Source organism: Haemophilus sputorum HK 2154, assembly GCF_000287615.1.
GTDB lineage: Bacteria > Pseudomonadota > Gammaproteobacteria > Enterobacterales > Pasteurellaceae > Haemophilus_A > Haemophilus_A sputorum.
In genome coordinates this window covers 89,121-111,645 of the sequence record NZ_ALJP01000009.1, presented here as the reverse complement: position 1 = coordinate 111,645, position 22,525 = coordinate 89,121, and the positions used below count along the sequence as shown (strand labels likewise).

Sequence of the window (22,525 nt, the reverse complement as noted above, 5' to 3'; positions counted from 1 at the left end):
TCGATCGATTAAAATTATTTCTTAGTAATTGCGCCTAAAATTCCACGCATAATCTGTTTAGTAACCTGATTACGTAAATTACGTCCTACTTGTTGGGCTACCTGACTTACCATTTGTTCCGCTAGCGATTGTTCTTTTTTCTTTTTGGTACCAAAAATTGAAGAAAGCATGCCACCTAAGAATCCTTCATCCTCTTCTTCCACTTTCTCTGCTGTTGCCACTTGTTGCTGACCATTTAATACTTCAAAAGCAGACTCATTATCAACATATTGGCTGTAATATGCATATAAATCATCTTGTTTTACTAAGGCATTTCGCTCTTCATTACTCAATGGTGCCAACTGACTTTTCGGTGGGTAAACCATAGCAATTTCTACTGGTGTTGGCATTCCTTTTTCATCTAAAATTGAGATAAGCGCTTCACCAACACCTAAAGTGGTAATCGCTTCTACAACATTCACGCCAGGGTTTGCACGGAATGTTTCGGCAGCGGATTTTACTGCTTTTTGATCGCGTGGAGTAAAGGCTCTTAACGCATGCTGAATACGGTTACCTAATTGACCTAATACTGATTCAGGTAAATCTAGCGGATTTTGTGTTACGAAATAAACACCCACACCTTTAGAACGAATTAAGCGAACAACTTGCTCAATTTTATCTACCAATACTTTTGGCGCACCGTCAAATAATAAATGCGCTTCATCAAAAAATAGTACAAATTTCGGTTTTTCTAAATCGCCTACTTCCGGCAACGTTTCGAATAACTCAGCCATAAACCAAAGCAAGAACGCACCATACATACGCGTAGAGTTCACTAATTTTTCTGAATTTAAAATATTGATAACGCCTTTGCCATCTCGGGTTTGTAACCAATCTTGCAAATTTAATGCTGGCTCGCCAAATAATTTCTCTGCACCTTCATTTTCAAGGGTTAATAATGCACGTTGAATCGCACCAATACTCGCGGCTGAAACATTGCCATATTCCACTTGGAACGCTTTAGCATTATCTGCAACAAACTTAAGCATTGATCGCAAATCTTTCAGATCGATGAGTAATAAGCCTTTATCATCAGCTACACGGAAAACTAAATTTAATAAACCTTCTTGTGTGTCATTTAAATTAAGTAAGCGAGAAAGCAACATCGGCCCCATTTCAGAAATCGTTGTTCTTAATGGGATACCTGTTTCACCAAATACATCCCAATAAGAGACTGGATAACCGCTTAAATAATCCTCTCCGCCTAAATTAAATTGGTTAATACGTTCTGCAACTTTTCCACTAAATCCGCCCGCTTGTGCAAGGCCTGAAAGGTCACCTTTCACATCTGCTAAAAAAACTGGTACGCCATCATCACTAAAAGCCTCTGCTAATTTGCGTAACGTGACTGTTTTACCCGTTCCTGTTGCACCAGTAATTAAACCATGACGGTTTGCCATTTTAGAATTTAATGAAATAATTTGCCCATTTTTACTTTGAGCGATGCCATAGTGTGCCATAATTGATTCTCTTGTAGTTTTAAAAGGCTATGCCTTTTTAATGCCATATTTAAAGCCGTTTTCCCACTGCTGTTGGTATTGATGCGTATGAGAAAGCGTATTGCGACAATAGTTCACACGCTGTTGATACATTGCCTCTTTTTGATAACGGAAAGATTTCCCTACCCGATAGCCGTCTAAATACCAATCATCTGGTTCACTGCATTGGGCAGTATTTAATCTGACCGTTGTTACCATATTTTCTGTTGTCGTATTAGGAACTCGTTTGGCTCGAGTTTTCTTTGATTTTTTCACCAGCGCATTTTGTTGCGGACTTTCTTTCAAAACAGGGACACCTTGACGCTCTTCTGGTTCGAATAACTTATCTAAGTTATTTAAATCTTCTAACACAGTATCCAAATTGGCTGTTCCACATGCACTAAGCAAGAAAGAGAACAAAATCCCTAAAATCCATCTTTTTCTAAGCATAAAGCGGTTATTAACGTTTGCGTTTATTTGGAGAATAACTTCTTGTCCGTGGTTGTGAAACTTTCGGTAAATGTAATAGCGCTTGGCTATCATACTGACTAACCGGAATGGCATGGCCAATATATTCTTCAATCGCCGGTAAGTTCACGGCATAACGTTCACAAGCAAAACTAATTGAATGACCACTCTCGCCTGCTCGCCCTGTTCGCCCGATACGATGAACATAGTCTTCTCGATCATCTGGTAAATCGTAGTTAAATACATGAGTTACTTGCGGAATATGCAATCCGCGCGCAGCGACATCAGTTGCAACCAAAATATCAACATTGCCCGCGGTAAATCCTTCCAAGATCGCTACACGTTTTTTCTGAGGGATATCTCCCGTTAATAATCCAACACGATGCCCATCTGCTTGTAAATAACGCCAAATTTCTTCACATTTATGTTTCGTATTACTAAAAATAATACAACGTTCTGGCCATTCTTCTTCTAAAAGGGTTAGCAAAAGCGCCATTTTGTCTTCATTAGATGGATAAAATAATTCTTCTTTAATGCGATGCCCTGTGCGCTGCAATGGTTCGACTTCAACATATTGCGCTTCATGCATATCTTCATAAGCTAACTCTCTAACTCTTGGTGAAAGTGTAGCTGAGAAAAGTAAAGTCAAACGCTGTTCCGGCTTCGGTGATTTACGCATTAAATAGCGGATATCTTTAATAAAACCTAAATCGAACATACGATCCGCTTCATCAAGCACAATAACTTGTACGCAATCAAGGTTAATAATCCCTTGTTTGACATAATCAATCATGCGTCCAGTTGTCCCTACTAAAATATCAACCCCTTGCGTAATCGTATTCACTTGCTGATCATACCCTTCCCCACCATAAGCAAGTGCTAATTGTAGCCCAGTATCACGTAGTAATTTTTCAGCATCATGCGCAATTTGAATACTCAGCTCACGAGTAGGCGACATAATTATCGCGCGCGGTTGATTGGCTTTTTTCTCAATAGGATGCGTTAATAAATAATGGACGGTGGCAATTAAAAATGCCATGGTTTTTCCCGTACCAGTTTGCGCTTGTCCTGCGACATCTTTGCCTAATAAAGTAATAGGCAATGTTTTCGCCTGAATCGGTGTGCAAAATTCAAAGCCGCTTTGATTCAGTGAAGCGACAATTTTTTCATGAATCGGTAAATCTGAAAAACGTGTTTCAGTGAGGTGTTTAGACATAAATATTTCCTCTTAATATCATTCTTGGAAAGATACCACAAAGCGCCACAGAAAGCGAAAAAAGCGGTCGAATTTGCAACATTTTTTGCAAATCAGACCGCTTTTTAAACGCTTTAGAAAGCCTGTTGTTATCCGCTTTTTAACTTATTCGGCAAAATAGTTTGAAAGAGCTCTCGACTTTTTAATGGCTGTGAGCCCAAATAAGGTTTTAATACCATTCGGGTAAACCGCTTTGCTGCTTGTTGTGTGGATTTCTCGCTAAAATCTAAGGCTTCAAAAGCCAATAAATCTTTACCTAAGAAACTCAAATTGTTCTGTAAAAGTGAAGCAATAAATCCTTCGTTTTCTCGAAATTGATACCACATATTCGCTAAAACAGGTTCGCCAGTCGCCGCACAATGCGTAAAATCAACGCCATAGCCTAACGCTTTTAACGTATGAAATTCGAAAGTTCGTAAAGTCGGTTCAAGTTGATTAGGTTGCACCGCTAAACTCGTTAAACATTGCAAATACTGCTGAAATAACTGCGGGTAAGGCGTTTGATTTTCTAGCACCCGAGTGAGCACTTCATTGACATAAAAACCACTATATAAAGCCATTGGCATCATCGGCAGTGTCATTGAAATAGCTTCCGCTTTGGTTAACGTTTTCAACTCGCCCTTTCCCGTCCAACGCAAAAGCAGAGGCGTAAAAGACTGCAATACGGCTTTTAACGGAGATTTCCCTCGTCTTGCCCCTTTAGCCAATAAAGTTAAACGCCCATGATGCTCCGTAAAGAAATCGACGAGCAAGCTACTTTCGCTATATTCTCGTCGATGCAACACAAAAGCACGTTCTAACGGAATGCTTTCATTCATACCAAGTTCCGATTCAGAGGGTACTATTCGTCCATGTAACCAAGGCTACGTAAAGCACGCTCATCATCTGCCCAACCAGATTTTACTTTTACCCAAAGTTCAAGGTGTACTTGAGCATCAAATAAACGTTCCATGTCTGCACGCGCTTCAATACCGATGGTTTTGATCTTCTGCCCTTTAGCACCAATCACCATTTTTTTCTGCCCTTCGCGCTCAACTAAAATCAAGCCGTTAATTTCATAAACACCACGCTCATTAACTTTGAATTGTTCAATTTCTACCGTCACAGAATAAGGTAATTCTTCTCCTGTAAAACGCATCAATTTTTCACGAATAATTTCCGATGCCATAAAGCGTTGGCTACGATCTGTTACATATTCTTCTGGGAAATGATGAACGCCTTCACGTAAAGAATCACGCACAATTTTTTGCAGAATATGAACGTTTTTACCACGTTGAGCTGAAATCGGCAGAATCTCAACAAAATCAAATTTTTGTGATAATTCGGTAATATGTGGCAATAATTCATCTTTTTCTTTTACATTGTCGATTTTGTTGATCGCTAACACAACAGGCGCTTTGGCTGCACGCAATTTGTTTAGTACCATTTCATCATCTTCAGTCCATTTGGTTCCTTCAACCACAAAGATAATCAAATCCACATCACCAATAGCAGAACTGGCTGCACGGTTCATTAAACGGTTAATTGCACGTTTTTCTTCAATATGTAACCCTGGCGTATCCACATAGATCGCTTGATAAGCGCCTTCAGTATGAATGCCGACAATACGGTGGCGAGTCGTTTGTGCTTTACGTGAAGTAATTGAGATCTTTTGCCCAAGGATTTTATTTAATAAGGTCGATTTCCCTACGTTAGGACGCCCAACAATGGCAATAAAGCCACAATAAGTTTTTTGATTTTCTGTCATTTTGTATTCCTATTCATTCAATTGCCCACTTAGTCGGGCAATTATGGATTATTTTTTCGTAATTGCCGCTAGCACTTGTTCCGCCGCATTTTGTTCCGCTTTACGGCGACTTGTCCCACTACCAATAAATAGCATATCAAGCTGGGTAACTTGGCAGCTTACTTTAAAAGTTTGATTATGCGCTTCGCCTTTAATATCAATCACTTCATAGATTGGCAAAGGCTGTTTCCGACTTTGTAAAAATTCTTGTAAACGCGTTTTAGGATCTTTCTGTGCTTCGCCCGGTTTAATTTCTGCAAGGAATCCCGCATACCAGTCATATACCTTCTGCATGGCTTGCTCAATTCCCTTATCAAGATAAATCGCAGCAATAATGGCTTCTACACAGTCCGCTAAAATGGACTCTCGACGATGGCCTCCACTTTTTAACTCGCCCGGCCCTAATTTTAGAAATTCTCCTAAGTTAAATTCACGCGCAATCATTGCTAAAGTGTGTTCACGCACTAAAGTCGCACGCATTCGGCTTAACTCGCCTTCATTAGCTTTTGGAAATTGGTCAAATAACGCTTTGCCGATAGCAAAATTCAGGATGGAGTCGCCCAAAAATTCAAGACGCTCATTATTTTTTGATGCCGCACTGCGGTGGGTTAAGGCTTGAGTGAGGTAATCAAGGGTTTCAAATTGATAACCCAATTTTTTCTGTAATCGTTCTAATTGCATAATTTTTTGGGATTTCCCAAGTTTTTGTTACAAAGGGCATTGCTTGCCCTTCAAAGGTTTAAAGCGGTCAGATTTGCAAAACATTTTGCAAATTTAACCGCTTGTTAATTATTGAATTGAGGTAAACATTCTCTCAAAACGTAAACCTTTCGGGAACTCATTTGGTTTTTTATCTAAACTTAACCAAATAAATGTCGCTTTACCTACAATATTTTTCTCTGGTACGAATCCCCAAAAACGGCTGTCTTCACTGTTATCGCGGTTATCGCCCATCACAAAATAATATCCTTCCGGCACCAACCATTCATTCGTTGGCTGGCCTTCTTGTTGGAAGAAGTAAGGCGCGTAATGGAATGCGTTAGGGTGGTTGAGAATTTGATGTGTAATGTCGCCAATTTCAGTTTTCTCAATTTGCATTTCGCCACGATAGAAGAAATCTGGATTAGCTTTTGCACCTTCGTATTGGAATACTTTAACCGTACCATCTTTATGCGTTACAGTTAAAGATTGATTCGCTTCATCATATTTAACTCTATCGCCACCGATTCCGACAATACGCTTAATGTAATCCACACCCGACATATTATCGCCTTTCGCATCCAATTCTTTCGCTATAATTGAACGTTGCTGTGGAGAACTTTCTAATAAAGCTTGTTTAGGTGTTTTAAAAACAATTACATCGCCACGTTCGGGACGTCCTGTTTCAATTAGCGTATTTTGCCAAATGGGATCTTTGATGCCATAAGAAAATTTATTCACAACCAAGAAATCACCGACACGCAACGTAGGCTCCATTGAACCACTTGGGATTTGAAAGGGTTCAAAAATGAAAGAACGTAAAATGGTGACTAACGTTAACACCCCAAACAGCGAACTAAAAAATTCGCTGATGCCGTTTTTCTTCTCTTTAGCGCTACTGCATTTCTCATATAACCAGCAACCACCGCAAATAATCACGAGGCCAACAAGGATAATCGAAATGCCGTTTGGAATTTGTAGTGAATCCAACCATTTCCAAATTCCATACAATACACCAATAAATACTACCGGTATAACTACTCCCATAATGGGTCTCCTTTTATCAAAAAATTGCGGTCAATTTGCAAAATTTGCATCTTATCTGACCGCTTGCATAAGGGGAAATTCCAGATTAAATCACTAATCTTTACCAACATGAAGAATCGCTAAGAACGCTTCTTGCGGAACTTCTACGTTACCGAGTGATTTCATGCGTTTTTTACCCTCTTTTTGTTTTTGAAGGAGTTTTTTCTTACGGCTTACGTCACCACCATAACATTTTGCTAATACGTTTTTACGTAATTGTTTTACGGTTGAACGCGCAATAATATGGTTCCCAATCGCCGCTTGAATCGCAATATCAAATTGTTGGCGTGGAATTAAATCTTTCATTTTTTCCACCAATTCGCGTCCGCGATATGGTGCATTATCTTTATGCACAATCAGCGCTAATGCATCAACACGATCGCCGTTGATCATAATATCTACGCGAACCATATCCGCCGTTTGGAAACGTTTGAAACCATAATCTAACGAAGCATAACCACGAGAGGTAGATTTTAAGCGATCGAAGAAATCTAATACCACTTCGCCCATTGGAATTTCATACGTTAGCGCAATCTGGTTACCGTGATAAACCATGTTGGTTTGTACACCACGTTTTTCCACACAAAGCGTAATCACATTACCTAAAAACTCTTGTGGCACAAGCATATTACATTCAGCAATCGGCTCACGAATTTCACTAATGTTGCTAATTGGTGGTAATTTTGCTGGGCTATCGACATACACCTTTTCGCCATTGGTTTGTAGGACTTCATAAACTACGGTCGGTGCTGTTGTAATGAGATCTAAATCATACTCACGCTCTAAACGCTCTTGAATGATCTCCATATGCAATAAGCCTAAGAAACCACAACGGAAACCAAAGCCTAATGCCGTGGAGTTTTCTGGTTCGTAGAATAATGAAGCATCATTTAAACTTAATTTGCCAAGCGCATCACGGAAAGCTTCATAATCATCTGAGCTAATTGGGAATAAACCTGCATAAACTTGCGGTTTAACTTTTTTAAAGCCCGGCAGGACTTCTGTTGCTGAATTGTGATGATGGGTTAAGGTATCCCCTACTGGTGCCCCTAAAATATCTTTAATTGCACAAACAACCCAGCCCACTTCACCAGTTTTAAGTTCGGTGGTATCTTCTTGTTTAGGTGTGAAAATACCAAGACGATCAACATTGTACGATTGCCCTGTACTCATCACTTTGATCTTATCGCCTTTTTTAATCACGCCATTTTTCACACGAACTAATGACACCACGCCTAAATAGTTATCAAACCAAGAGTCAATAATCAGTGCTTGTAATGGTGCTTCTGGATCACCTTCTGGTGCAGGAATTTTGTGAACAATTTCTTCTAACACATCTTCAATACCAACACCTGTTTTTGCCGAACAGCGTACCGCTTCCATTGCATCAATTCCAACGATGTCTTCAATTTCTTCCGCTACACGTTCAGGATCGGCTGCAGGTAAGTCAATTTTGTTTAAAATTGGCACCACTTCTAAATCCATTTCAATTGCGGTATAGCAATTTGCTAAGGTTTGCGCTTCTACCCCTTGCCCTGCATCAACAACTAATAATGCGCCTTCACAAGCCGCTAATGAACGAGATACTTCATAGGAAAAGTCCACGTGTCCTGGAGTATCGATGAAGTTAAGCTGATAGGTTTCACCATCTTTCGCTTTATAATTTAAGGTTACGCTTTGTGCTTTGATGGTAATACCACGTTCGCGCTCAAGATCCATTGAATCTAATACTTGCGCTGCCATTTCGCGGTCAGATAAACCACCACAGGTTTGAATTAAACGGTCTGATAAAGTTGATTTACCGTGGTCGATATGCGCGATAATTGAAAAGTTACGAATATTTTTCATGTTCATAAGGGCAAAAAATGTCCTGTTAATTATTTAATAAGCCAAAAATTTAATCGGGTGATTTTACTTGAAATTAAAGGCTTTGGAAAGGAAGAGTAAGGGGAGAAATGAAACAAGCGGTTAATTTGTCAGATTTTTTTGCAAATTAACCGCTTGATAAAATTATTCTTTAGATTTCCAAACTAACGGGTCAACGCCGCGATGGATTAGATCTTTATGTTCTTCAATTCTAAAGACTGGTTCTTCGCCATTTTTAGCTTGTTGTAGATAATCTTTTAATACACGCCAAACTAATGGTGACAAAATTAAAATCGCAATGAGGTTAATAACAGCCATTGATGCCATGATGGTATCAGCAAATGCCCAAACAATCCCGCCATCACGTACTGCACCAAAGTAAACGAAGAATAATACAACTGCTCTAAAGCTCCAAACAAACCATGCTTTGTTTCTGATATAGCGAATGTTGGTTTCTGCGTAAGCATAGTTCCCAATAATTGAGGTATAGCAGAATAGTAAGAGAATAAAAGCAAGGAAGTGTACGCCGAAATCACCTAAGTGATATTGCAATGCCGTTTGGGTAAGCTCAACCCCTTTTAAGGTTTGGCTGCCATAGTTATCTGACATTAAAATAATGACTGCAGTACAGCTACAAACGACCATCGTATCCACAAATACACCAAGCATTTGGATTAAGCCTTGGCTTACTGGGTGTTTTGCATCTGAAGTTGCTGCTGAGTTTGGTGCAGAACCCATACCCGCTTCATTAGAGAATAAACCACGTTTAATCCCCATCAGCATCGTTTTAGAAACTAAGCTACCGAACATTCCACCAGCTACCGCAGAGAAATCAAAAGCGCTATCAATAATTAAGCTGAACATAGCAGGCACACGACTCATGTTCATTCCTAAAATAATCACTGCGATAATTAAATAAAACAGCGCCATCATAGGAACAACTCTAGAAGAAACTTGCCCAATGCGTTTTACCCCACCAGCAATAATGATGCCAGTTAAGATTACTAAAACAGCACCAACATATTCGCCTTTCCAGCCCCATGCGTTGGTTGTTGCGGCAACAATGGAGTTAGATTGCACTGCATTGAATGCAAAACCGAAAGTAAAAATTAAAGTTACCGCAAAAGCAATTGCCATCGGTTTAAATTTTAAACCACGAGTGATGTAGTAAGCAGGCCCACCACGAAACATCCCATTCGGATCACGCGTTTTATAAAGCTGCGCTAAAGTTGATTCTGCAAATGCTGAGCTCATCCCAATAAATGCCGTAACCCACATCCAAAATACCGCACCTGGCCCACCTAATGCGATAGCAGTCGCTACCCCACCAATATTACCCACACCTACACGGCTAGCAAGCCCTGTTGCGAAAGCTTGGAATGGTGTTAACGAATCGCCTTCTGCAGCGCGCCCCCCCCACATCTCACGAATACTTCTAGGCAACAAGCGTAGCTGCACTAAGCCGGTCGTAATGGTAAAGAACATTCCCACACCAAGGAGTAACAAAATAGTTATATCCCAAAGTGGCCCATCTACGGTATTTACGAACCAGGTTAATAGATTTTCAAACCCTGAAATAATGGTATCCATAAGACCTCACTATGTTAAATGCTAAAAAATGAACTTTTTGCATTGTAACGAATTTTCAACATTTGAAAAGTTTTTTAAATCTAATTCATAAAAAAGTCAGCTAGCGTTTAAAAAACGTATTTGGTACATTTTCTGTTAAAAAGCTGCTATGCAGTAACAATATTGCCATGACAACAAGTAATAAACCTAGTCCAAACTTAATTATCGAAAGCAAACGGCGGTTTGTTTTTGTGGAAAAATAAAAGCGACTTAAAGAAACAGCTTTTTGTCTAAGTCCCAATACCAATAAAGCGAACAAGCAAAGTGTGATACCAGTGCCTAACGCCATGGCCATCGCAGAAAGCATTCCCCAAGCATAAATATCTAATGTGTAGGCCAAAAATAAGACTAAAATGGCACCAGAACAAGGGCGAATACCAATACTGAAAATTAACATTAATGATGTCCGCCAGTCTTGTGGCTTCTGAAGTTCTGCTTGAGAAGGCAAATGTTGATGGCCACAACCACAACTATCATGAGATGACGATATATTCAAAGAAGAGCGTGTTACAAGCGGTCGATTTTGCACATTTTTTTGCAAAGGCGTGAAATGACGGAACTGCATTTTAGGAGTGCTCGCTTTACGCTGAGCTTGATAAGCGCGATAAACCCAATAAAGCCCGAAAAGTAACATCAGAGCAAAACTCATCCGCTCAACCCAAAGCAATGTTAAGTTAAAATACTGTCTAGATAAGGTAAATACCACTACAATCACAGAAACCAATGAAACCGCAACTAAGCCCTGCACCAACGCTGATGCTAAACTAATTTTCATGGCATGTTTGATTGCTGTATTTTCCAATGATAAATAGCTACTTAAAATTACCTTACCATGTCCAGGTCCAACCGCATGAAAAACGCCATAGAGGAAGCTAATTCCAGCTAATGTCCAGCCTGCTTGCTGCTCATGCGCTTTTAAGGCATGTAAGGCGGAAGATAAGCTTAAGTTAAAACTTTTTTGCCATTCCATCACCTGATAAAGTAATGTCGGATAGAGCCAATAAAGCCCGACAGCTATTATCAATAACAAAATGACGCTTAATCCTGTTTTTACTCGCATACCATTATTACTCGTTGTGCAAATTGACGCCCTAATGAAAGATCATCAGGTGTCTCATTTTTATCTAAATTAGACGCATAAAGGCGCAGCGATTGATCGACTTTTGGCTGTTCAATACGAATCTGACATGCGCTATTACTAATACTGACATCACTATGGCGATTATATTCAATGCCCATGTAATAAGTTGGCTCATAACTCATCAGTGTGGCTGGCGCATTTTTTAATTCTTGCGGCGTTTCTAAATAAAATTTCACCCTAAACACAATGCGGTTTTGCGCAATCTCAAATGCATAGTCTGTTGGTTTATCCGTAAATTTCTGCAACTCTCCGTTAGCATTATAAAGATAGCTAAAATAATGCTCATTTTTTGCCGTATCAATCATCTCTTGAGTGATCTTCTTTTTGGTTTCCTCTGGATTTTTACTGCTTTTTACTTCGTAAATTAATTCAGCGGAAGCAATTTCATCTAAAGTCCAATGCATCTGAAACCCTGTGAGTTGAGTTTCTTGCATGAGTGCTTTTGTTTGAATATCTAAAAACGAATGAGGATGGGCGCTTGCCTCTGTAGCAAACCATAAACTAGATAATGCAAAAATTGCGCGAAATTTCATTTTTATTCCCATTTGGTGATTTTAATCGGCTAGATAAGAAAAAAGCGAACCGTTTAAAAACGATTCGCTGAAATCTAGTGAGTTGGTCGATAAGCCGAGTTCTGTCGTGGACAATCATTCCTCTAGGCACAACATCGCTATTGTGCTCAAGCAACCTACCCGAACTCTGGACGGGCCATCCATTGAGTTCCTATTTGGTCTTGCTACGAGTGGAGTTTACCCTGCCGTGAAATGTTACCACTCACGCGGTGCGCTCTTACCGCACCCTTTCACCCTTACCGCTTACGCGGCGGTCTGCTCTCTGTTGCACTGGTCGTCGGCTCACGCCGCCCAGACGTTATCTGGCACTCTGCCCTGTGTAGCTCGGACTTTCCTCTCGTTTACTTGTCCCACTAGGTCGTGCGAACACGGTTAAGGGCTTCAATAAACCAGCGATTGTCTAACCAACTCGGGCGCTAGTATAGCGAATCTAGATTGAAATAGCTATATGTAGATTTTTAAGCTTTCAAAAGTTGAATTGCACAAGCGGTCAATTTAACCAGATCTTTTACGCCTTTATTTTGTTCAATTCCAGAGTTGAGATCAACCCCTAAGCAGCCTTGTGCTAAGGCTTGCTCAATATTATCAGGCGAAATTCCGCCCGCTAATAAAGCTTTATTTTTAAGACTTTGCGGAATAAGCGACCAATCAAACGTTTTGCCCGTCCCCCCCTGTTGTGTGCCATGTTGTGAATCTAAAACATAACGACTCACGCGAGGGTTTTCCGTAAAGTGAATTTGGCCAGCTTCTGTTGATACTGATAATGCCTTCCAGATTTGAATACCTTCGCCTAATTTTTCGGCTAATTCGGCAATATAGATCTCATCTTCATCACCATGAAGCTGCACCGCAAATAGCGAAAGTTGTTTTGCAATTTTCTCAACAAATTCGACCGCTTGATTTTGGAATACGCCCACATAGCGCAGTGGTGCATGCACAACTAACTCTTGTGCTTGGCGTAGTGAAAGCTGACGCGGTGAACCTTCTGCAAAAATCAATCCGCCATATAAATAACCTAACTGATAAACCGCTTGAATATCTTCAATACGAGTAAGCCCGCAAACTTTATTCTCACCATAAATCACATTTCTTACTGCATTATTGAGATCTGAACTTCCCATTAAGCTACTGCCAATCAAAAATGCTTTGGCAAATGGCTTGATTGTTTTAACTTGTTGGTGATCATAAATCCCCGATTCCGAGACTAAACAAACATCAGACGGAATTTGTGCTTGATATTTTTCAACAAGCTGTACAATGCGATTCATATCAATGGTTAGTGTATGAAGATCACGATTGTTTACCCCAATGACTTTTGCACCTAATGCTAATGCCCGTTCAAATTCGGCTTCGTTACTGGTTTCCGTTAAAATGCCCATACCTAATGAGTGTGCTACGTCTGCTAGTTCACGATAAGTTTCATCATCTAATACTGAAAGCATCAATAAAATCGCATCGGCTTGATGAAAACGCGCTAAATAGACTTGATAAGCAGAAATCATGAAATCTTTGCATAAAATCGGCTGGCTGGTTTGCGCACTAACTTGGTTTAAATAAGCAAAATCGCCTTGGAAATATTGTTCATCGGTCAGTACGGAAATTGCAGTAGCATAATGTTTATACACTTGCGCAATCGCATCTAAATCAAATTCAGCACGAATTAAGCCCTTTGACGGTGAAGCTTTTTTACACTCTAAAATATACGCGGGTACATCATGCGTGCCTTGCTTCATTGCCGCATAAAAGTTACGTTCACTTTTTGTGATTTTCGCTTGAAATTCGGAAAGCGGGAATGCTTGTTGCTTCTGCGCTACCCAAATCGCTTTATCTTGCACAATTTTTTGTAAGATTGTTGGTTGTGTTTGTAATTGTTGCATTAGTCGAACCTGCTTAAAAGTGTTAAAATTGCGTTCAATATTACCTTACTCATTTAAAATAGAAAATATGGAATCTCGTTTAAAACAACATTTAATTGATTTAGAAACAGCCTTAAAAGCGCATAAACAATGGGAGTCGATTGCCCCAAGCGCAGAGGCTTTAGCAAGTACTCAACCGTTTTGTGTAGAATCATTAAGCCCAACACAATGGCTACAATGGATCTTTATTCCTCGCATGCATGCTTTATTAGAAGCTAAAGCCACATTGCCTCGTAATTTTGCTATTACGCCTTATTTGGAAGAAGCATTAAAAAACGAAATCTATCTAAGTGCGATTACACAACCTGTGCTAGCCATTGAATTATTGCTGAAAGATTAAGCCATGCTGTTAGATATTCTTTATCAAGATGAGGAGCTGATTGCAATCAATAAACCGGCGGGAATGTTGGTTCATCGCAGTTGGTTAGATAAGCATGAAACCCAATTTGCCATGCAAACATTGCGCGATCAAATTGGTCAGCATGTTTTTCCGATTCATCGCTTAGACCGCCCAACCTCAGGTGTATTGCTTTTTGCGCTAAATAGTGAAATGGCACGCTTAATGAGCGAACAATTTGAACAGCATCAAACACAAAAAAGTTATTTGGCGGTTGTGCGTGGCTATTTAGAGGGAGAAGGCGAAATTGATTATCCGCTGAAAGTGATTTTAGATAAGATTGCGGATAAATTCAGCCAAGAGAAAGAGGCTCAGCAAGCGGTCACTTTTTATCGACAACTTGCAAAAGTCGAAATGCCTTATCCAGCGGGAAAACATAGTTCTGCTCGTTATAGTTTGGTCGCACTTTTCCCAAAAACTGGACGAAAACATCAACTCAGACGGCATATGAAACATCTGTTTCATCCGATTATGGGCGACAGTAAATATGGCGATTTACACCAAAATCGCGCATTAACTACACATACTGGATGCTCACGTTTAATGTTGCATGCTTATCAGCTAAGTTTTAAGCACCCCAAAACGCAACAAGTAATTACAATTTGCGCCCCACTAGATGAACAATGGCAACAACTTTGCCAACATTTTAATTGGCCGATTCAGCATATTTTATCAGGAGCATTAAATGGATGACGCGTTACTTTCACTCACACATGAACAGCAACAAGCTGCCGTAGAAGAGATTCAAAAGCTTGCCCAACAAGGCATTCCAATGGGCGAAGCAATTCAAATTATTGCCAATCGCTTACGCGAGCAACATCAAGCGAATAAGCCATAAAACAAAACGCCGATAAACGGCGTTTTTGATTAACGGCTTAATTGTGCTTTTAATAAAGCTAAGGCATTCCCACGGTGAGACACCGATTTTTTCTCTGCCGATGACAACTCTGCAAAAGTGCATCCTTTAGGTGGATAGAAAAAGAGAGAGTCATAACCAAAGCCATTTTCGCCGCGTTCTTCATACAAAATTTCACCCTGACATTCGCCTAATGCAATAATTGGGTTCGGGTCTGTCTCATGGCGTAAGAAAACTAAACAGCAGACGAATTTTGCTTGGCGATCTGTTTTATCTGTCATTTCTCGTAAAAGTTTTTGACGATTTTGTGCATCATCGGCCTCTTCACCTGCATAACGCGCAGAATAAAGCCCTGGTGCACCACCTAATGCCAAAACAGCTAAGCCGGAATCATCGGCAATCGCAGGTAAACCAGTCATTTTAGAAGCATAACGTGCTTTTAATAATGCATTTTCTACAAAAGTTAACCCGGTTTCTTCTGGCGAATCTAAGTTAAATTCACTTTGTGCCAACACTTCAAAGCCAAAACTTCCTAGCACATCTGCCATCTCTTTGACTTTGCCTTGGTTTCCTGTGGCAAGTACTACTTTCATTTTATCCATTGGATTTTCCTTATTCATTTTTCTGAGTTTCAATGCCTTTTTGGTAAGACATCATCAATAATGTTCGCCAGCAATCAGGTTCTTGCTCTGTTTGCTTCATATTTGCAATATTGAGAAAACGCCCCCATTCAGCAAAACCATGCTTTTTCATCAAATTCTGACTGACTTCATTTAATTCAAACACATATGCCATCAAAGTATGGATGCCATGGTTAAGCATTTCTGCTTGCATAAATTCAATAATCTTAGAACCATAGCCTTTGCCTTTAGCCTCTTCAGCCAAATAGATGCTGATTTCTGAAGTTGGTGCAAATGCTGCGCGCTCATAAAACGGAGAAAAACTAAACCAACCTGCAACACCAGTTTCATCTTCCACTGTCCAAATAGGATATTTCTCACTGGTTAAATGAAAATCGAACCACGCACGGCGATTTTCTTTGGTCGCGAAAGTTAAATCCGCCGTGATTTGTTTAGTTGGAATCGCTAAGTTATAAATAGCTAAAATGGCTTCAAAATCCGCTTCTGTTGATTTGCGAATTTGCATGGTTATTTTCTCTCCTTATCTCTTTTATCTCAATTTGCAAAAATCCAAAAAAATCCTACCGCTTGCTCGCTAAATTTGGCAAGACAACTTTTATCATCGTGCCTGATATGCCTTCTTCTTCAGGACGATCACCAATACTTAACTCACCATTAAGCTCACAAGTGCGCTCTTTCATAATCATGAGCCCATAATGTCCACTAGGCTCAATCGCTTGGCCAATTCCCTTACCGTTATCGCGAATAATCAGACAAGGTTCTCCATCAGCGTTAATCTCTGCGATAACCTCAATCAATGAAGCGTTTGCATGTTTAATTGCATTGGTAACGGCTTCACGAACAATTTGTAGCACATGCACTTGTTGTTGAGCATTAAACATTAACGATGGCAATCGACAATCTAGCACTATTTTTGCTGATGTTCGGCTTCGTAAGCTATCCAAAACATTTTCTAATGCCCGTGTAAGATTTGCTTCTTCAATCGTTAATCGGAATGTAGAAAGTAGCTCTCTTAATTGGCTATAAGCACCATTTAACGCTTGTTCTAAGTCTGACAAAATTGCTTTTTGATTCGCTAACTTTTGCGGGTCTTCACAATTTCGTTTTAATAAACTCACTTGAATTTTCAAGAACGTAAGCGATTGTGCTAAAGAATCATGCAACTCACGCGCGATGATCGCCCGCTCTTCCATTAAAATCAGTTGTTGTTGCTGTTTATGATTTTGTACTACATAAATGCTACGTCCAATCATTTCTGCGACACTGTGAATTAAACGCTCATCTGGACAAAGCAATGAGGATTTCCAGCGCAACATCGCAACTTTTTCATTCTCAATCGCAATTTCATGATAACGCCATGCTTTTAACAGATCGTTATCTAATTCAACATTCCAATAATCTGCGCCATAAACATCAATACCAATTCCAATAAGCTGCTCATTATTTAAAACCGTTTCTAATACCTGTTTCAATAAGCTTTGGTTAATTGGTTTAGAAGTTAAAATTTGGGAACAATGATAAAGCACCATCAATGAACGGTTTACTGCCGTAAGACGACGAGTTTTATCCTGCACTTTATCTTCTAATGAGGTGTAAAAACGGCTGAGTTCATCGGCCATTTCAGTAAATGCGCGAGAAAAAACGCCCAATTCATTCGGTTCATCCGTTGCTAATTGAATGTGGTTAAAATCTCGATTTTGCACCTGTTGGCTGGCTGTAACTAATTTATCTAAATGTCGAATAACGTGGCGACGTGTGTACCATACGCCATAATAAGCGAGCGCGACAATCAGCAACATAGAAAGCACGATAATGCCAATCGCAATATCTAGTTTGCGCTCTGCTTGTTTTTGTAATGCCACAACAAATTGATCGGCTTTATCCACGTAATTGCTAATATTCGCAGAATAACTGGCTTTATCCTGTTTAAGAATATAATCTGCCATTTCTTGCCAGTCTGCTTTAAGCTCTTTATAGCTCTCTTGCATTTCACTTGAAACAAGCCAACTTGAGGAAAAGGCACGTTTTTCTAATTGTTGAAGGTCGTTTTGATAATCAGCTAAGCGTTCAGGTAACCGTGCAGGGTATTGATCCATTTCATATAAAAAACGGTAGCTTTGGAAACGCAAAGAGCCTGATAAGTTTATCAGGCTAGCATCGGATTGGTTGCTCCACATAATGCCAAAAGAGATGACACTAATCAGTGTAGCAAAGGCAATCATAATAAAGAAATAACGCCCAATGCGATAAGCAATCGAGTGTTTAGACTGAGTAAGTACGCTACGCATTAGAGATCAAAAAGCGTTTTTAAGGTTTGAGCAATACTATCTTCACTATTTGGTCCGATAGTTTGTTTAGCAGCAGCTTGAACATCGGTTTCAGAACCTGCCATTGCAATTCCTAATCCGACCGCTTGTAACATAGAAATATCATTAAAGTTATCGCCAAAAGCAACAACCGCTTGCGGATCAATATTTTCCATTTCTAACAATTCTAATAATCGCGTGCCTTTGCCATTACCAACCGCGGTAATATCAACTCTATCAACCCAAGACCATTCAGCACTAACTTGATCGGTTGGCAAGGTTTCAACAAAAGCACGCATTTTAGCTAAATCAGGATCACTAATCAGCACTTTCCAAACTGTTATACCTTTATCAATTTCTTGTTGGAATTTTTCTACTTGATGGACATCTGGGCGAACCGCTTCAGGGCAACTCGCAACCCATTTTTGGAATTTGGTAAAATGTGGATTTAACTGTTCATAGGTCATTGCATCACGAAAATAAACTGCTGTATGAATGCCCTGTGCTTGCGCACTGTTAATTAAGGAGGAGGCAAGTGTAGGTGAAAGCGGATTGCCTGCTAATACTTTTTCTTGTTTAAAATCGTAAAGATAAGTGCCGTTACAACAAACAACCGGTGTATCTAAATCAATTTCTGCATAATAAGGTCGCACAGCCGTATGATGGCGTCCTGTCACAAAAAAGACCTTAATGCCTTTAGCTCGCGCTTTCTCAATAGCTTCTTTGCTAGAAGCTAAAATTGTGGCATTCGGAGAAAGTAGAGTGCCGTCAAGGTCAAATGCGATAGCCTGATATTGCATAAATCGTTCCTTATTCTGATAGTTAACAAGAAATAAAAAAGGGCAGCTTTCGCTACCCTTCTCATTCTACTGAGTATTCAATACCCTGTAAATTATTTATTACCGTTGTTGTAAGCCGGAGTTTGGTAAAGTGGCGCTGGACCATTAGGACCTGCAACGTTAGCACCTTCTTGTTGTGTTAATACGTTACCACTTGCAGAAATGATTACACGACGGTTAGGACGTAAACAATCTTTCTCTGCTTGACCTTTCATACCTGCACAAGCTTTAACTTGGTTTGCTTTACCGTGACCGATTGCCTCGAATTCAGCGTTCACGCCTTGTTCGATTAAGCGGTTTTTCACGCGGTTAGCACGACGGTTAGATAAGTCTAAGTTATATGCTACTGAACCTAAACGGTCTGTATAACCTTCAATTTTAACTTTTGCAGCACCAGAAGATTTTAATTGTTGAGCAACGTTATCAACCACTTCACGACCTTTCGCAGTTAAAGTATCTTTATCGAAGTCGAATAAGAAGTCACCGCTTAAGTTAAATGAAGAGTTACCATTACAACCATTCGGGTACCAGAAGAAGCTTTGTGCGTTCATGTTTTTGTCAAATAAAATTTTGTATTGACAAATTTTGTGCACGCCTTGCTCACGGTAGTTAAACGCGTAATCCCATTCACGCACGCCGTATAAACCTTCTTCAAAGTGTGGGCGACCAATTAGGTTATAGATTTGGTCTTTGTTCATACCACGTTCAATTTGACGCACATTTTCCCAGTTTGGCCATGAACCAAATTGTGAACCATCATGGTTAAATTCAGATTCGGCAATTTTAGGGAACACTGGGTTCTCCGTAGTACCTTCATCTGTCACCTTGCTTAAATTACCACAAGCTGCGACTGCAAGTGCTACACTTGAAAGTAATAATCCACGAAAAACAGCTGTTTTTTTCATCGTTATTTATTCCTTTATTTGAGTTAAAACTTTTCAGCTCATCAGTTCTAGTTGAATTGAGGCTTTCAAATTCTACAACACTCTTTTTTCTAATTCTAGTTTTATCTATGATATTTATTAAACAATTACGCTTTCAACCCGCAATTGTAAATTACGGTTACCTTTGTATTCATTTATGTCAAGTTTATAAACTAATTTAGCCTGTTTTAAGGAAAAATCAGGGAAAAATCGAGTATCAACATTAAACCAAATTGCATCAAATAATTGGCCATAGGCATTTTCCACCATCATTTTTAAATGCTTGCCTGCTAATAATCTTTGTTGCAAAAGGCGAAAATCCCCTTCAAAAGTCGGTTCAGGGAAATGCTGTCCCCAAGGGCCAGATTGTTGTAATAATTCTGCAATTTCGAGAGAAAATTCACCCGCTTTTAATTCACCATCGGTGTAAATAATCCCTTTTAATTGTTCTGGCGTTAACATCTCATCAATCGTTTCATCAAAGACTTTTTGAAAAGCGCTTAAATTAGCTTGATGTAAGGTTAAACCTGCCGCCATGGCATGCCCGCCAAACTTTAAAATCAGGTTTGGATGTTGTGAATCAATTCGTTCTAACACATCTCGCATATGCAATCCGCTAATTGAACGGGCAGAGCCTTTTAAATATTCACTCTCATCAGATTCTTGCGCAAACACAATAACCGGACGATGAAATTGATCTTTAATGCGAGAAGCTAAAATACCAATAACACCTTGATGCCAATCAGGTTGATAAAGCACAATGCCATGCGCCTGTGCTTCTTGATTAAGTTGTGGTAATTTAGCACAAATGGCTAACGCTTCAGCCTTCATCTCTTGTTCAAAAGATTTTCGGGTTTGATTCAGTTCATCTAACTCTAAAGCTAATTGACGCGCTAAATCCATATTGTCAGTTAATAACAACTCCACACCTAATGACATATTTTCTAAACGTCCAGCAGCATTCAATCTAGGTGCAATTGCAAAACCCAAATCACTTGCTTGCAAAGAATCTAAACTACGTTTTCCCACCTCAATTAAAGCCCGAATGCCTGGACGACAATATCCAGCGCGAATTCTTGCTAATCCTTGCTGAACTAAAATGCGGTTATTCTGATCAAGTGGCACAACATCAGCCACCGTTCCTAATGCAACAAGATCTAATAAATTCGCAATATTCGGTTCTTTTCCATTAAATAGATTACGTTCACGCATTTGGGCTCTTAATGCCATCATGACATAAAAAGTCACACCAACTCCAGCAAGTGATTTAGACGGAAACTCACAATCAACTAAATTAGGATTCACCATTGCATCTGCATCAGGAAGCTGTTCTGCTGGTAAATGGTGATCGGTAACCAATACCTGAACACCATGCGATTTTAATAATGCAATGCCTTCAAAAGATGAGATCCCATTATCCACAGTCATCACTAAATCAGCGCCTTTTGCTAATACCATTTTAGCAACCGCAACACTTAAACCATAGCCTTGCGAGAAACGATCTGGGATTAAATACGCCACATGCTTAAAACCAAACTGGCGTAAAGCTAACATCGCCAATGCTGTGCTAGTTGCACCATCTGCATCAAAATCGCCCACAATGACAATCCGCTTTTGTGTTTGAAAAGCTCCTAAAAGCAACTCAACTGCTGGCTCAATATTTGCTAGTCGATTAGGGGTAAGTAAGGCGGGGAAAGTATGCACAAGCTCTTCGGGAGATTTCACTCCGCGACTTTGGTATAAACGATTGAGTAATGGATGATCTGATAGATGCGCGGTTGTCTGTCTAGCGCGTTGCTGAATAATAGGCTGCACAATGTTCTCTAAAAATTTTCTAATATAAAGCGGTCTGATTTGGTAAAAATTTTACAAAATCAGACCGCTTGTGTCTATAAATAGAATATTTCGTAAATCGGGGTTTATTCGCTTAACATTTTCGCTAATTCTTTAGCCGGCACATATCCCCCGATAACTTCCCCTTTATCCGTGACCATATATGGTGTACCCGTTACGCCAAATTGAATCCCTAATTCATAATGTTTTTTCACCAGATTTGGGGTTTTTAACTCTTTTGGTAAGTTACCCGCTTCAGCATCTTCTAATGCTTTCATACGATCTTTAGCTTGCCAAATTGCTTCCATTTGTTTTGCTGTTTGAGTGTTTACGCCCGCACGAGGAAACGCTAAGAAACGTAATGTAATCCCTTCTTCGTTATAAGCTTTGACATTTTCAAATAAAATATGGCAATAGTGGCAAGTAATATCCATAAATACAGTCACAACATGTTTTTCTTGTTTTGCTGGATAAATAATCATTTCATTACTTAACGCATTAAGGCTTGCCATTTGTGCTTTATGTGTAATGTCTGTCGCTTTACCGTTTTTTAATTCCAGAACGTTAAAATTACCTTGCACAACATATTGACCATTCTCGCTAATGTGTACTATACCTTCATTCGAGGTTGCCAATCTAAACCCTGGTAAAGGCGATTCAGACAAACGAACATTCGTTGCCCCGATTTTTTCTAAGCTGCTTTTTAATGAAGCATCATCTGCCATCGCCGAGCCTGCGAATAATGATAAGGCTAATAAGGCAATTTTGGTCTTTTTCATTTAATTTTCCTATTTC

Annotated in this window: 22 protein-coding genes and 1 other RNA gene; 3 read left to right on the top strand and 20 right to left on the bottom strand. The window is 39.6% G+C overall.

The window, feature by feature from the left end; translation table 11 throughout:
* Positions 1-14 precede the first annotated feature (14 nt).
* The 13 genes from HMPREF1128_RS03035 to trpCF all read right to left on the bottom strand — a co-directional run bounded on the left by HMPREF1128_RS03035 (position 15) and on the right by trpCF (position 13,896).
* The gene (locus HMPREF1128_RS03035; protein WP_007524575.1) at positions 15-1,499 is read right to left on the bottom strand and encodes a helicase HerA-like C-terminal domain-containing protein; all 1,485 of its coding nucleotides are present in this window, start codon (positions 1,497-1,499) and stop codon (positions 15-17) included.
* Positions 1,500-1,526: 27 nt separating this feature from the next.
* The gene (locus HMPREF1128_RS03030) at positions 1,527-1,967 is read right to left on the bottom strand and encodes a hypothetical protein (protein ID WP_029495359.1); all 441 of its coding nucleotides are present in this window, start codon (positions 1,965-1,967) and stop codon (positions 1,527-1,529) included.
* Between the two features lie 10 nt (positions 1,968-1,977).
* Positions 1,978-3,201 carry an ATP-dependent RNA helicase RhlB gene (gene rhlB / locus HMPREF1128_RS03025; protein WP_007524614.1) on the bottom strand — a complete coding sequence of 408 codons (1,224 nt, stop codon included), beginning with the start codon at positions 3,199-3,201 and terminating at the stop codon, positions 1,978-1,980.
* A gap of 128 nt (positions 3,202-3,329) precedes the next feature.
* A complete protein-coding gene (gene recO, locus HMPREF1128_RS03020) occupies positions 3,330-4,058 on the bottom strand; it encodes a DNA repair protein RecO (protein WP_007524640.1) in 729 nt (242 codons plus the stop codon).
* Positions 4,059-4,081: 23 nt separating this feature from the next.
* On the bottom strand, positions 4,082-4,987 hold the full coding sequence (era, locus tag HMPREF1128_RS03015; protein ID WP_007524849.1) for a GTPase Era: 906 nt from the start codon (positions 4,985-4,987) through the stop codon (positions 4,082-4,084).
* A 48-nt stretch (positions 4,988-5,035) separates the two neighbouring features.
* Positions 5,036-5,707, bottom strand: coding sequence for a ribonuclease III (gene rnc, locus HMPREF1128_RS03010; protein ID WP_007524262.1), 672 nt, complete (start codon positions 5,705-5,707; stop codon positions 5,036-5,038).
* 108 nt (positions 5,708-5,815) lie between these two features.
* On the bottom strand, positions 5,816-6,772 hold the full coding sequence (gene lepB / locus HMPREF1128_RS03005; RefSeq protein ID WP_007524376.1) for a signal peptidase I: 957 nt from the start codon (positions 6,770-6,772) through the stop codon (positions 5,816-5,818).
* A 93-nt stretch (positions 6,773-6,865) separates the two neighbouring features.
* Entirely contained in the window at positions 6,866-8,659 is a 1,794-nt protein-coding gene (gene lepA, locus HMPREF1128_RS03000; RefSeq protein ID WP_010129889.1) for a translation elongation factor 4, read from the bottom strand.
* 162 nt (positions 8,660-8,821) lie between these two features.
* Positions 8,822-10,267, bottom strand: a complete 1,446-nt coding sequence (locus HMPREF1128_RS02995; protein WP_007524748.1) for an alanine/glycine:cation symporter family protein — start codon at positions 10,265-10,267, stop codon at positions 8,822-8,824.
* 100 nt (positions 10,268-10,367) lie between these two features.
* Positions 10,368-11,366 carry a nickel/cobalt transporter gene (locus HMPREF1128_RS02990; RefSeq protein ID WP_007525362.1) on the bottom strand — a complete coding sequence of 333 codons (999 nt, stop codon included), beginning with the start codon at positions 11,364-11,366 and terminating at the stop codon, positions 10,368-10,370.
* A complete protein-coding gene (locus HMPREF1128_RS02985) occupies positions 11,357-11,980 on the bottom strand; it encodes a DUF1007 family protein (RefSeq protein ID WP_007524347.1) in 624 nt (207 codons plus the stop codon). Before HMPREF1128_RS02985 ends, HMPREF1128_RS02990 begins: the two co-directional genes overlap by 10 nt.
* A 74-nt stretch (positions 11,981-12,054) precedes the next feature.
* Positions 12,055-12,431, bottom strand: an RNA gene (gene rnpB / locus HMPREF1128_RS10155) — RNase P RNA component class A.
* A 46-nt stretch (positions 12,432-12,477) separates the two neighbouring features.
* Complete coding sequence (gene trpCF, locus HMPREF1128_RS02980; RefSeq protein WP_007524966.1) at positions 12,478-13,896, bottom strand: bifunctional indole-3-glycerol-phosphate synthase TrpC/phosphoribosylanthranilate isomerase TrpF; 1,419 nt, start codon at positions 13,894-13,896, stop codon at positions 12,478-12,480.
* A gap of 67 nt (positions 13,897-13,963) precedes the next feature.
* On the opposite strand from trpCF, the gene HMPREF1128_RS02975 reads away from it, so the two are divergent.
* Genes HMPREF1128_RS02975 through HMPREF1128_RS10205 form a run of 3 tightly spaced genes read left to right on the top strand, consistent with a single transcriptional unit; the run spans position 13,964 to position 15,170 of the window.
* Positions 13,964-14,275: a YqcC family protein gene (locus HMPREF1128_RS02975; protein ID WP_007525159.1), complete on the top strand. Its 312-nt coding sequence runs from the start codon at positions 13,964-13,966 to the stop codon at positions 14,273-14,275.
* Positions 14,276-14,278: 3 nt separating this feature from the next.
* Positions 14,279-15,025, top strand: a complete 747-nt coding sequence (truC, locus tag HMPREF1128_RS02970; protein ID WP_007524921.1) for a tRNA pseudouridine(65) synthase TruC — start codon at positions 14,279-14,281, stop codon at positions 15,023-15,025.
* Positions 15,018-15,170 (top strand): YoaH family protein, encoded by a 153-nt coding sequence (locus HMPREF1128_RS10205; RefSeq protein WP_007525180.1) that lies wholly within the window; start codon positions 15,018-15,020, stop codon positions 15,168-15,170. Before truC ends, HMPREF1128_RS10205 begins: the two co-directional genes overlap by 8 nt.
* 29 nt (positions 15,171-15,199) lie before the next feature.
* On the opposite strand, the gene rdgB is transcribed toward HMPREF1128_RS10205, so the two are convergent.
* The 7 genes from rdgB to dsbC form a co-directional block, all read right to left on the bottom strand.
* Positions 15,200-15,790, bottom strand: a complete 591-nt coding sequence (rdgB, locus tag HMPREF1128_RS02965) for an RdgB/HAM1 family non-canonical purine NTP pyrophosphatase (protein WP_007524636.1) — start codon at positions 15,788-15,790, stop codon at positions 15,200-15,202.
* Between the two features lie 10 nt (positions 15,791-15,800).
* Positions 15,801-16,334, bottom strand: coding sequence for a GNAT family N-acetyltransferase (locus HMPREF1128_RS02960; protein WP_007524749.1), 534 nt, complete (start codon positions 16,332-16,334; stop codon positions 15,801-15,803).
* Between the two features lie 55 nt (positions 16,335-16,389).
* Entirely contained in the window at positions 16,390-18,117 is a 1,728-nt protein-coding gene (gene narQ / locus HMPREF1128_RS02955; protein ID WP_007524164.1) for a nitrate/nitrite two-component system sensor histidine kinase NarQ, read from the bottom strand.
* On the bottom strand, positions 18,117-18,935 hold the full coding sequence (locus HMPREF1128_RS02950) for a pyridoxal phosphatase (RefSeq protein WP_007525209.1): 819 nt from the start codon (positions 18,933-18,935) through the stop codon (positions 18,117-18,119). Before HMPREF1128_RS02950 ends, narQ begins: the two co-directional genes overlap by 1 nt.
* Before the next feature lie 92 nt (positions 18,936-19,027).
* On the bottom strand, positions 19,028-19,879 hold the full coding sequence (locus tag HMPREF1128_RS02945; RefSeq protein WP_007524601.1) for an OmpA family protein: 852 nt from the start codon (positions 19,877-19,879) through the stop codon (positions 19,028-19,030).
* A 117-nt stretch (positions 19,880-19,996) separates the two neighbouring features.
* Positions 19,997-21,712, bottom strand: coding sequence for a single-stranded-DNA-specific exonuclease RecJ (gene recJ / locus HMPREF1128_RS02940; RefSeq protein WP_007524872.1), 1,716 nt, complete (start codon positions 21,710-21,712; stop codon positions 19,997-19,999).
* A gap of 104 nt (positions 21,713-21,816) precedes the next feature.
* Positions 21,817-22,509 (bottom strand): bifunctional protein-disulfide isomerase/oxidoreductase DsbC, encoded by a 693-nt coding sequence (gene dsbC / locus HMPREF1128_RS02935; protein ID WP_007525022.1) that lies wholly within the window; start codon positions 22,507-22,509, stop codon positions 21,817-21,819.
* Positions 22,510-22,525 lie beyond the last annotated feature (16 nt).

Excerpts from the sequence above, each read along its gene's own strand:
- HMPREF1128_RS03035 (WP_007524575.1), bottom strand. The coding sequence starts at position 1,499 with ATGGCACACTATGGCATCGCTCAAAGTAAAAATGGGCAAATTATTTCA.
- HMPREF1128_RS03030 (WP_029495359.1), bottom strand. The coding sequence starts at position 1,967 with ATGCTTAGAAAAAGATGGATTTTAGGGATTTTGTTCTCTTTCTTGCTT.
- rhlB (WP_007524614.1), bottom strand. The coding sequence starts at position 3,201 with ATGTCTAAACACCTCACTGAAACACGTTTTTCAGATTTACCGATTCAT.
- recO (WP_007524640.1), bottom strand. The coding sequence starts at position 4,058 with ATGAATGAAAGCATTCCGTTAGAACGTGCTTTTGTGTTGCATCGACGA.
- era (WP_007524849.1), bottom strand. The coding sequence starts at position 4,987 with ATGACAGAAAATCAAAAAACTTATTGTGGCTTTATTGCCATTGTTGGG.
- rnc (WP_007524262.1), bottom strand. The coding sequence starts at position 5,707 with ATGCAATTAGAACGATTACAGAAAAAATTGGGTTATCAATTTGAAACC.
- lepB (WP_007524376.1), bottom strand. The coding sequence starts at position 6,772 with ATGGGAGTAGTTATACCGGTAGTATTTATTGGTGTATTGTATGGAATT.
- lepA (WP_010129889.1), bottom strand. The coding sequence starts at position 8,659 with ATGAAAAATATTCGTAACTTTTCAATTATCGCGCATATCGACCACGGT.
- HMPREF1128_RS02995 (WP_007524748.1), bottom strand. The coding sequence starts at position 10,267 with ATGGATACCATTATTTCAGGGTTTGAAAATCTATTAACCTGGTTCGTA.
- HMPREF1128_RS02990 (WP_007525362.1), bottom strand. The coding sequence starts at position 11,366 with ATGCGAGTAAAAACAGGATTAAGCGTCATTTTGTTATTGATAATAGCT.
- HMPREF1128_RS02985 (WP_007524347.1), bottom strand. The coding sequence starts at position 11,980 with ATGAAATTTCGCGCAATTTTTGCATTATCTAGTTTATGGTTTGCTACA.
- trpCF (WP_007524966.1), bottom strand. The coding sequence starts at position 13,896 with ATGCAACAATTACAAACACAACCAACAATCTTACAAAAAATTGTGCAA.
- HMPREF1128_RS02975 (WP_007525159.1), top strand. The coding sequence starts at position 13,964 with ATGGAATCTCGTTTAAAACAACATTTAATTGATTTAGAAACAGCCTTA.
- truC (WP_007524921.1), top strand. The coding sequence starts at position 14,279 with ATGCTGTTAGATATTCTTTATCAAGATGAGGAGCTGATTGCAATCAAT.
- HMPREF1128_RS10205 (WP_007525180.1), top strand. The coding sequence starts at position 15,018 with ATGGATGACGCGTTACTTTCACTCACACATGAACAGCAACAAGCTGCC.
- rdgB (WP_007524636.1), bottom strand. The coding sequence starts at position 15,790 with ATGGATAAAATGAAAGTAGTACTTGCCACAGGAAACCAAGGCAAAGTC.
- HMPREF1128_RS02960 (WP_007524749.1), bottom strand. The coding sequence starts at position 16,334 with ATGCAAATTCGCAAATCAACAGAAGCGGATTTTGAAGCCATTTTAGCT.
- narQ (WP_007524164.1), bottom strand. The coding sequence starts at position 18,117 with ATGCGTAGCGTACTTACTCAGTCTAAACACTCGATTGCTTATCGCATT.
- HMPREF1128_RS02950 (WP_007525209.1), bottom strand. The coding sequence starts at position 18,935 with ATGCAATATCAGGCTATCGCATTTGACCTTGACGGCACTCTACTTTCT.
- HMPREF1128_RS02945 (WP_007524601.1), bottom strand. The coding sequence starts at position 19,879 with ATGAAAAAAACAGCTGTTTTTCGTGGATTATTACTTTCAAGTGTAGCA.
- dsbC (WP_007525022.1), bottom strand. The coding sequence starts at position 22,509 with ATGAAAAAGACCAAAATTGCCTTATTAGCCTTATCATTATTCGCAGGC.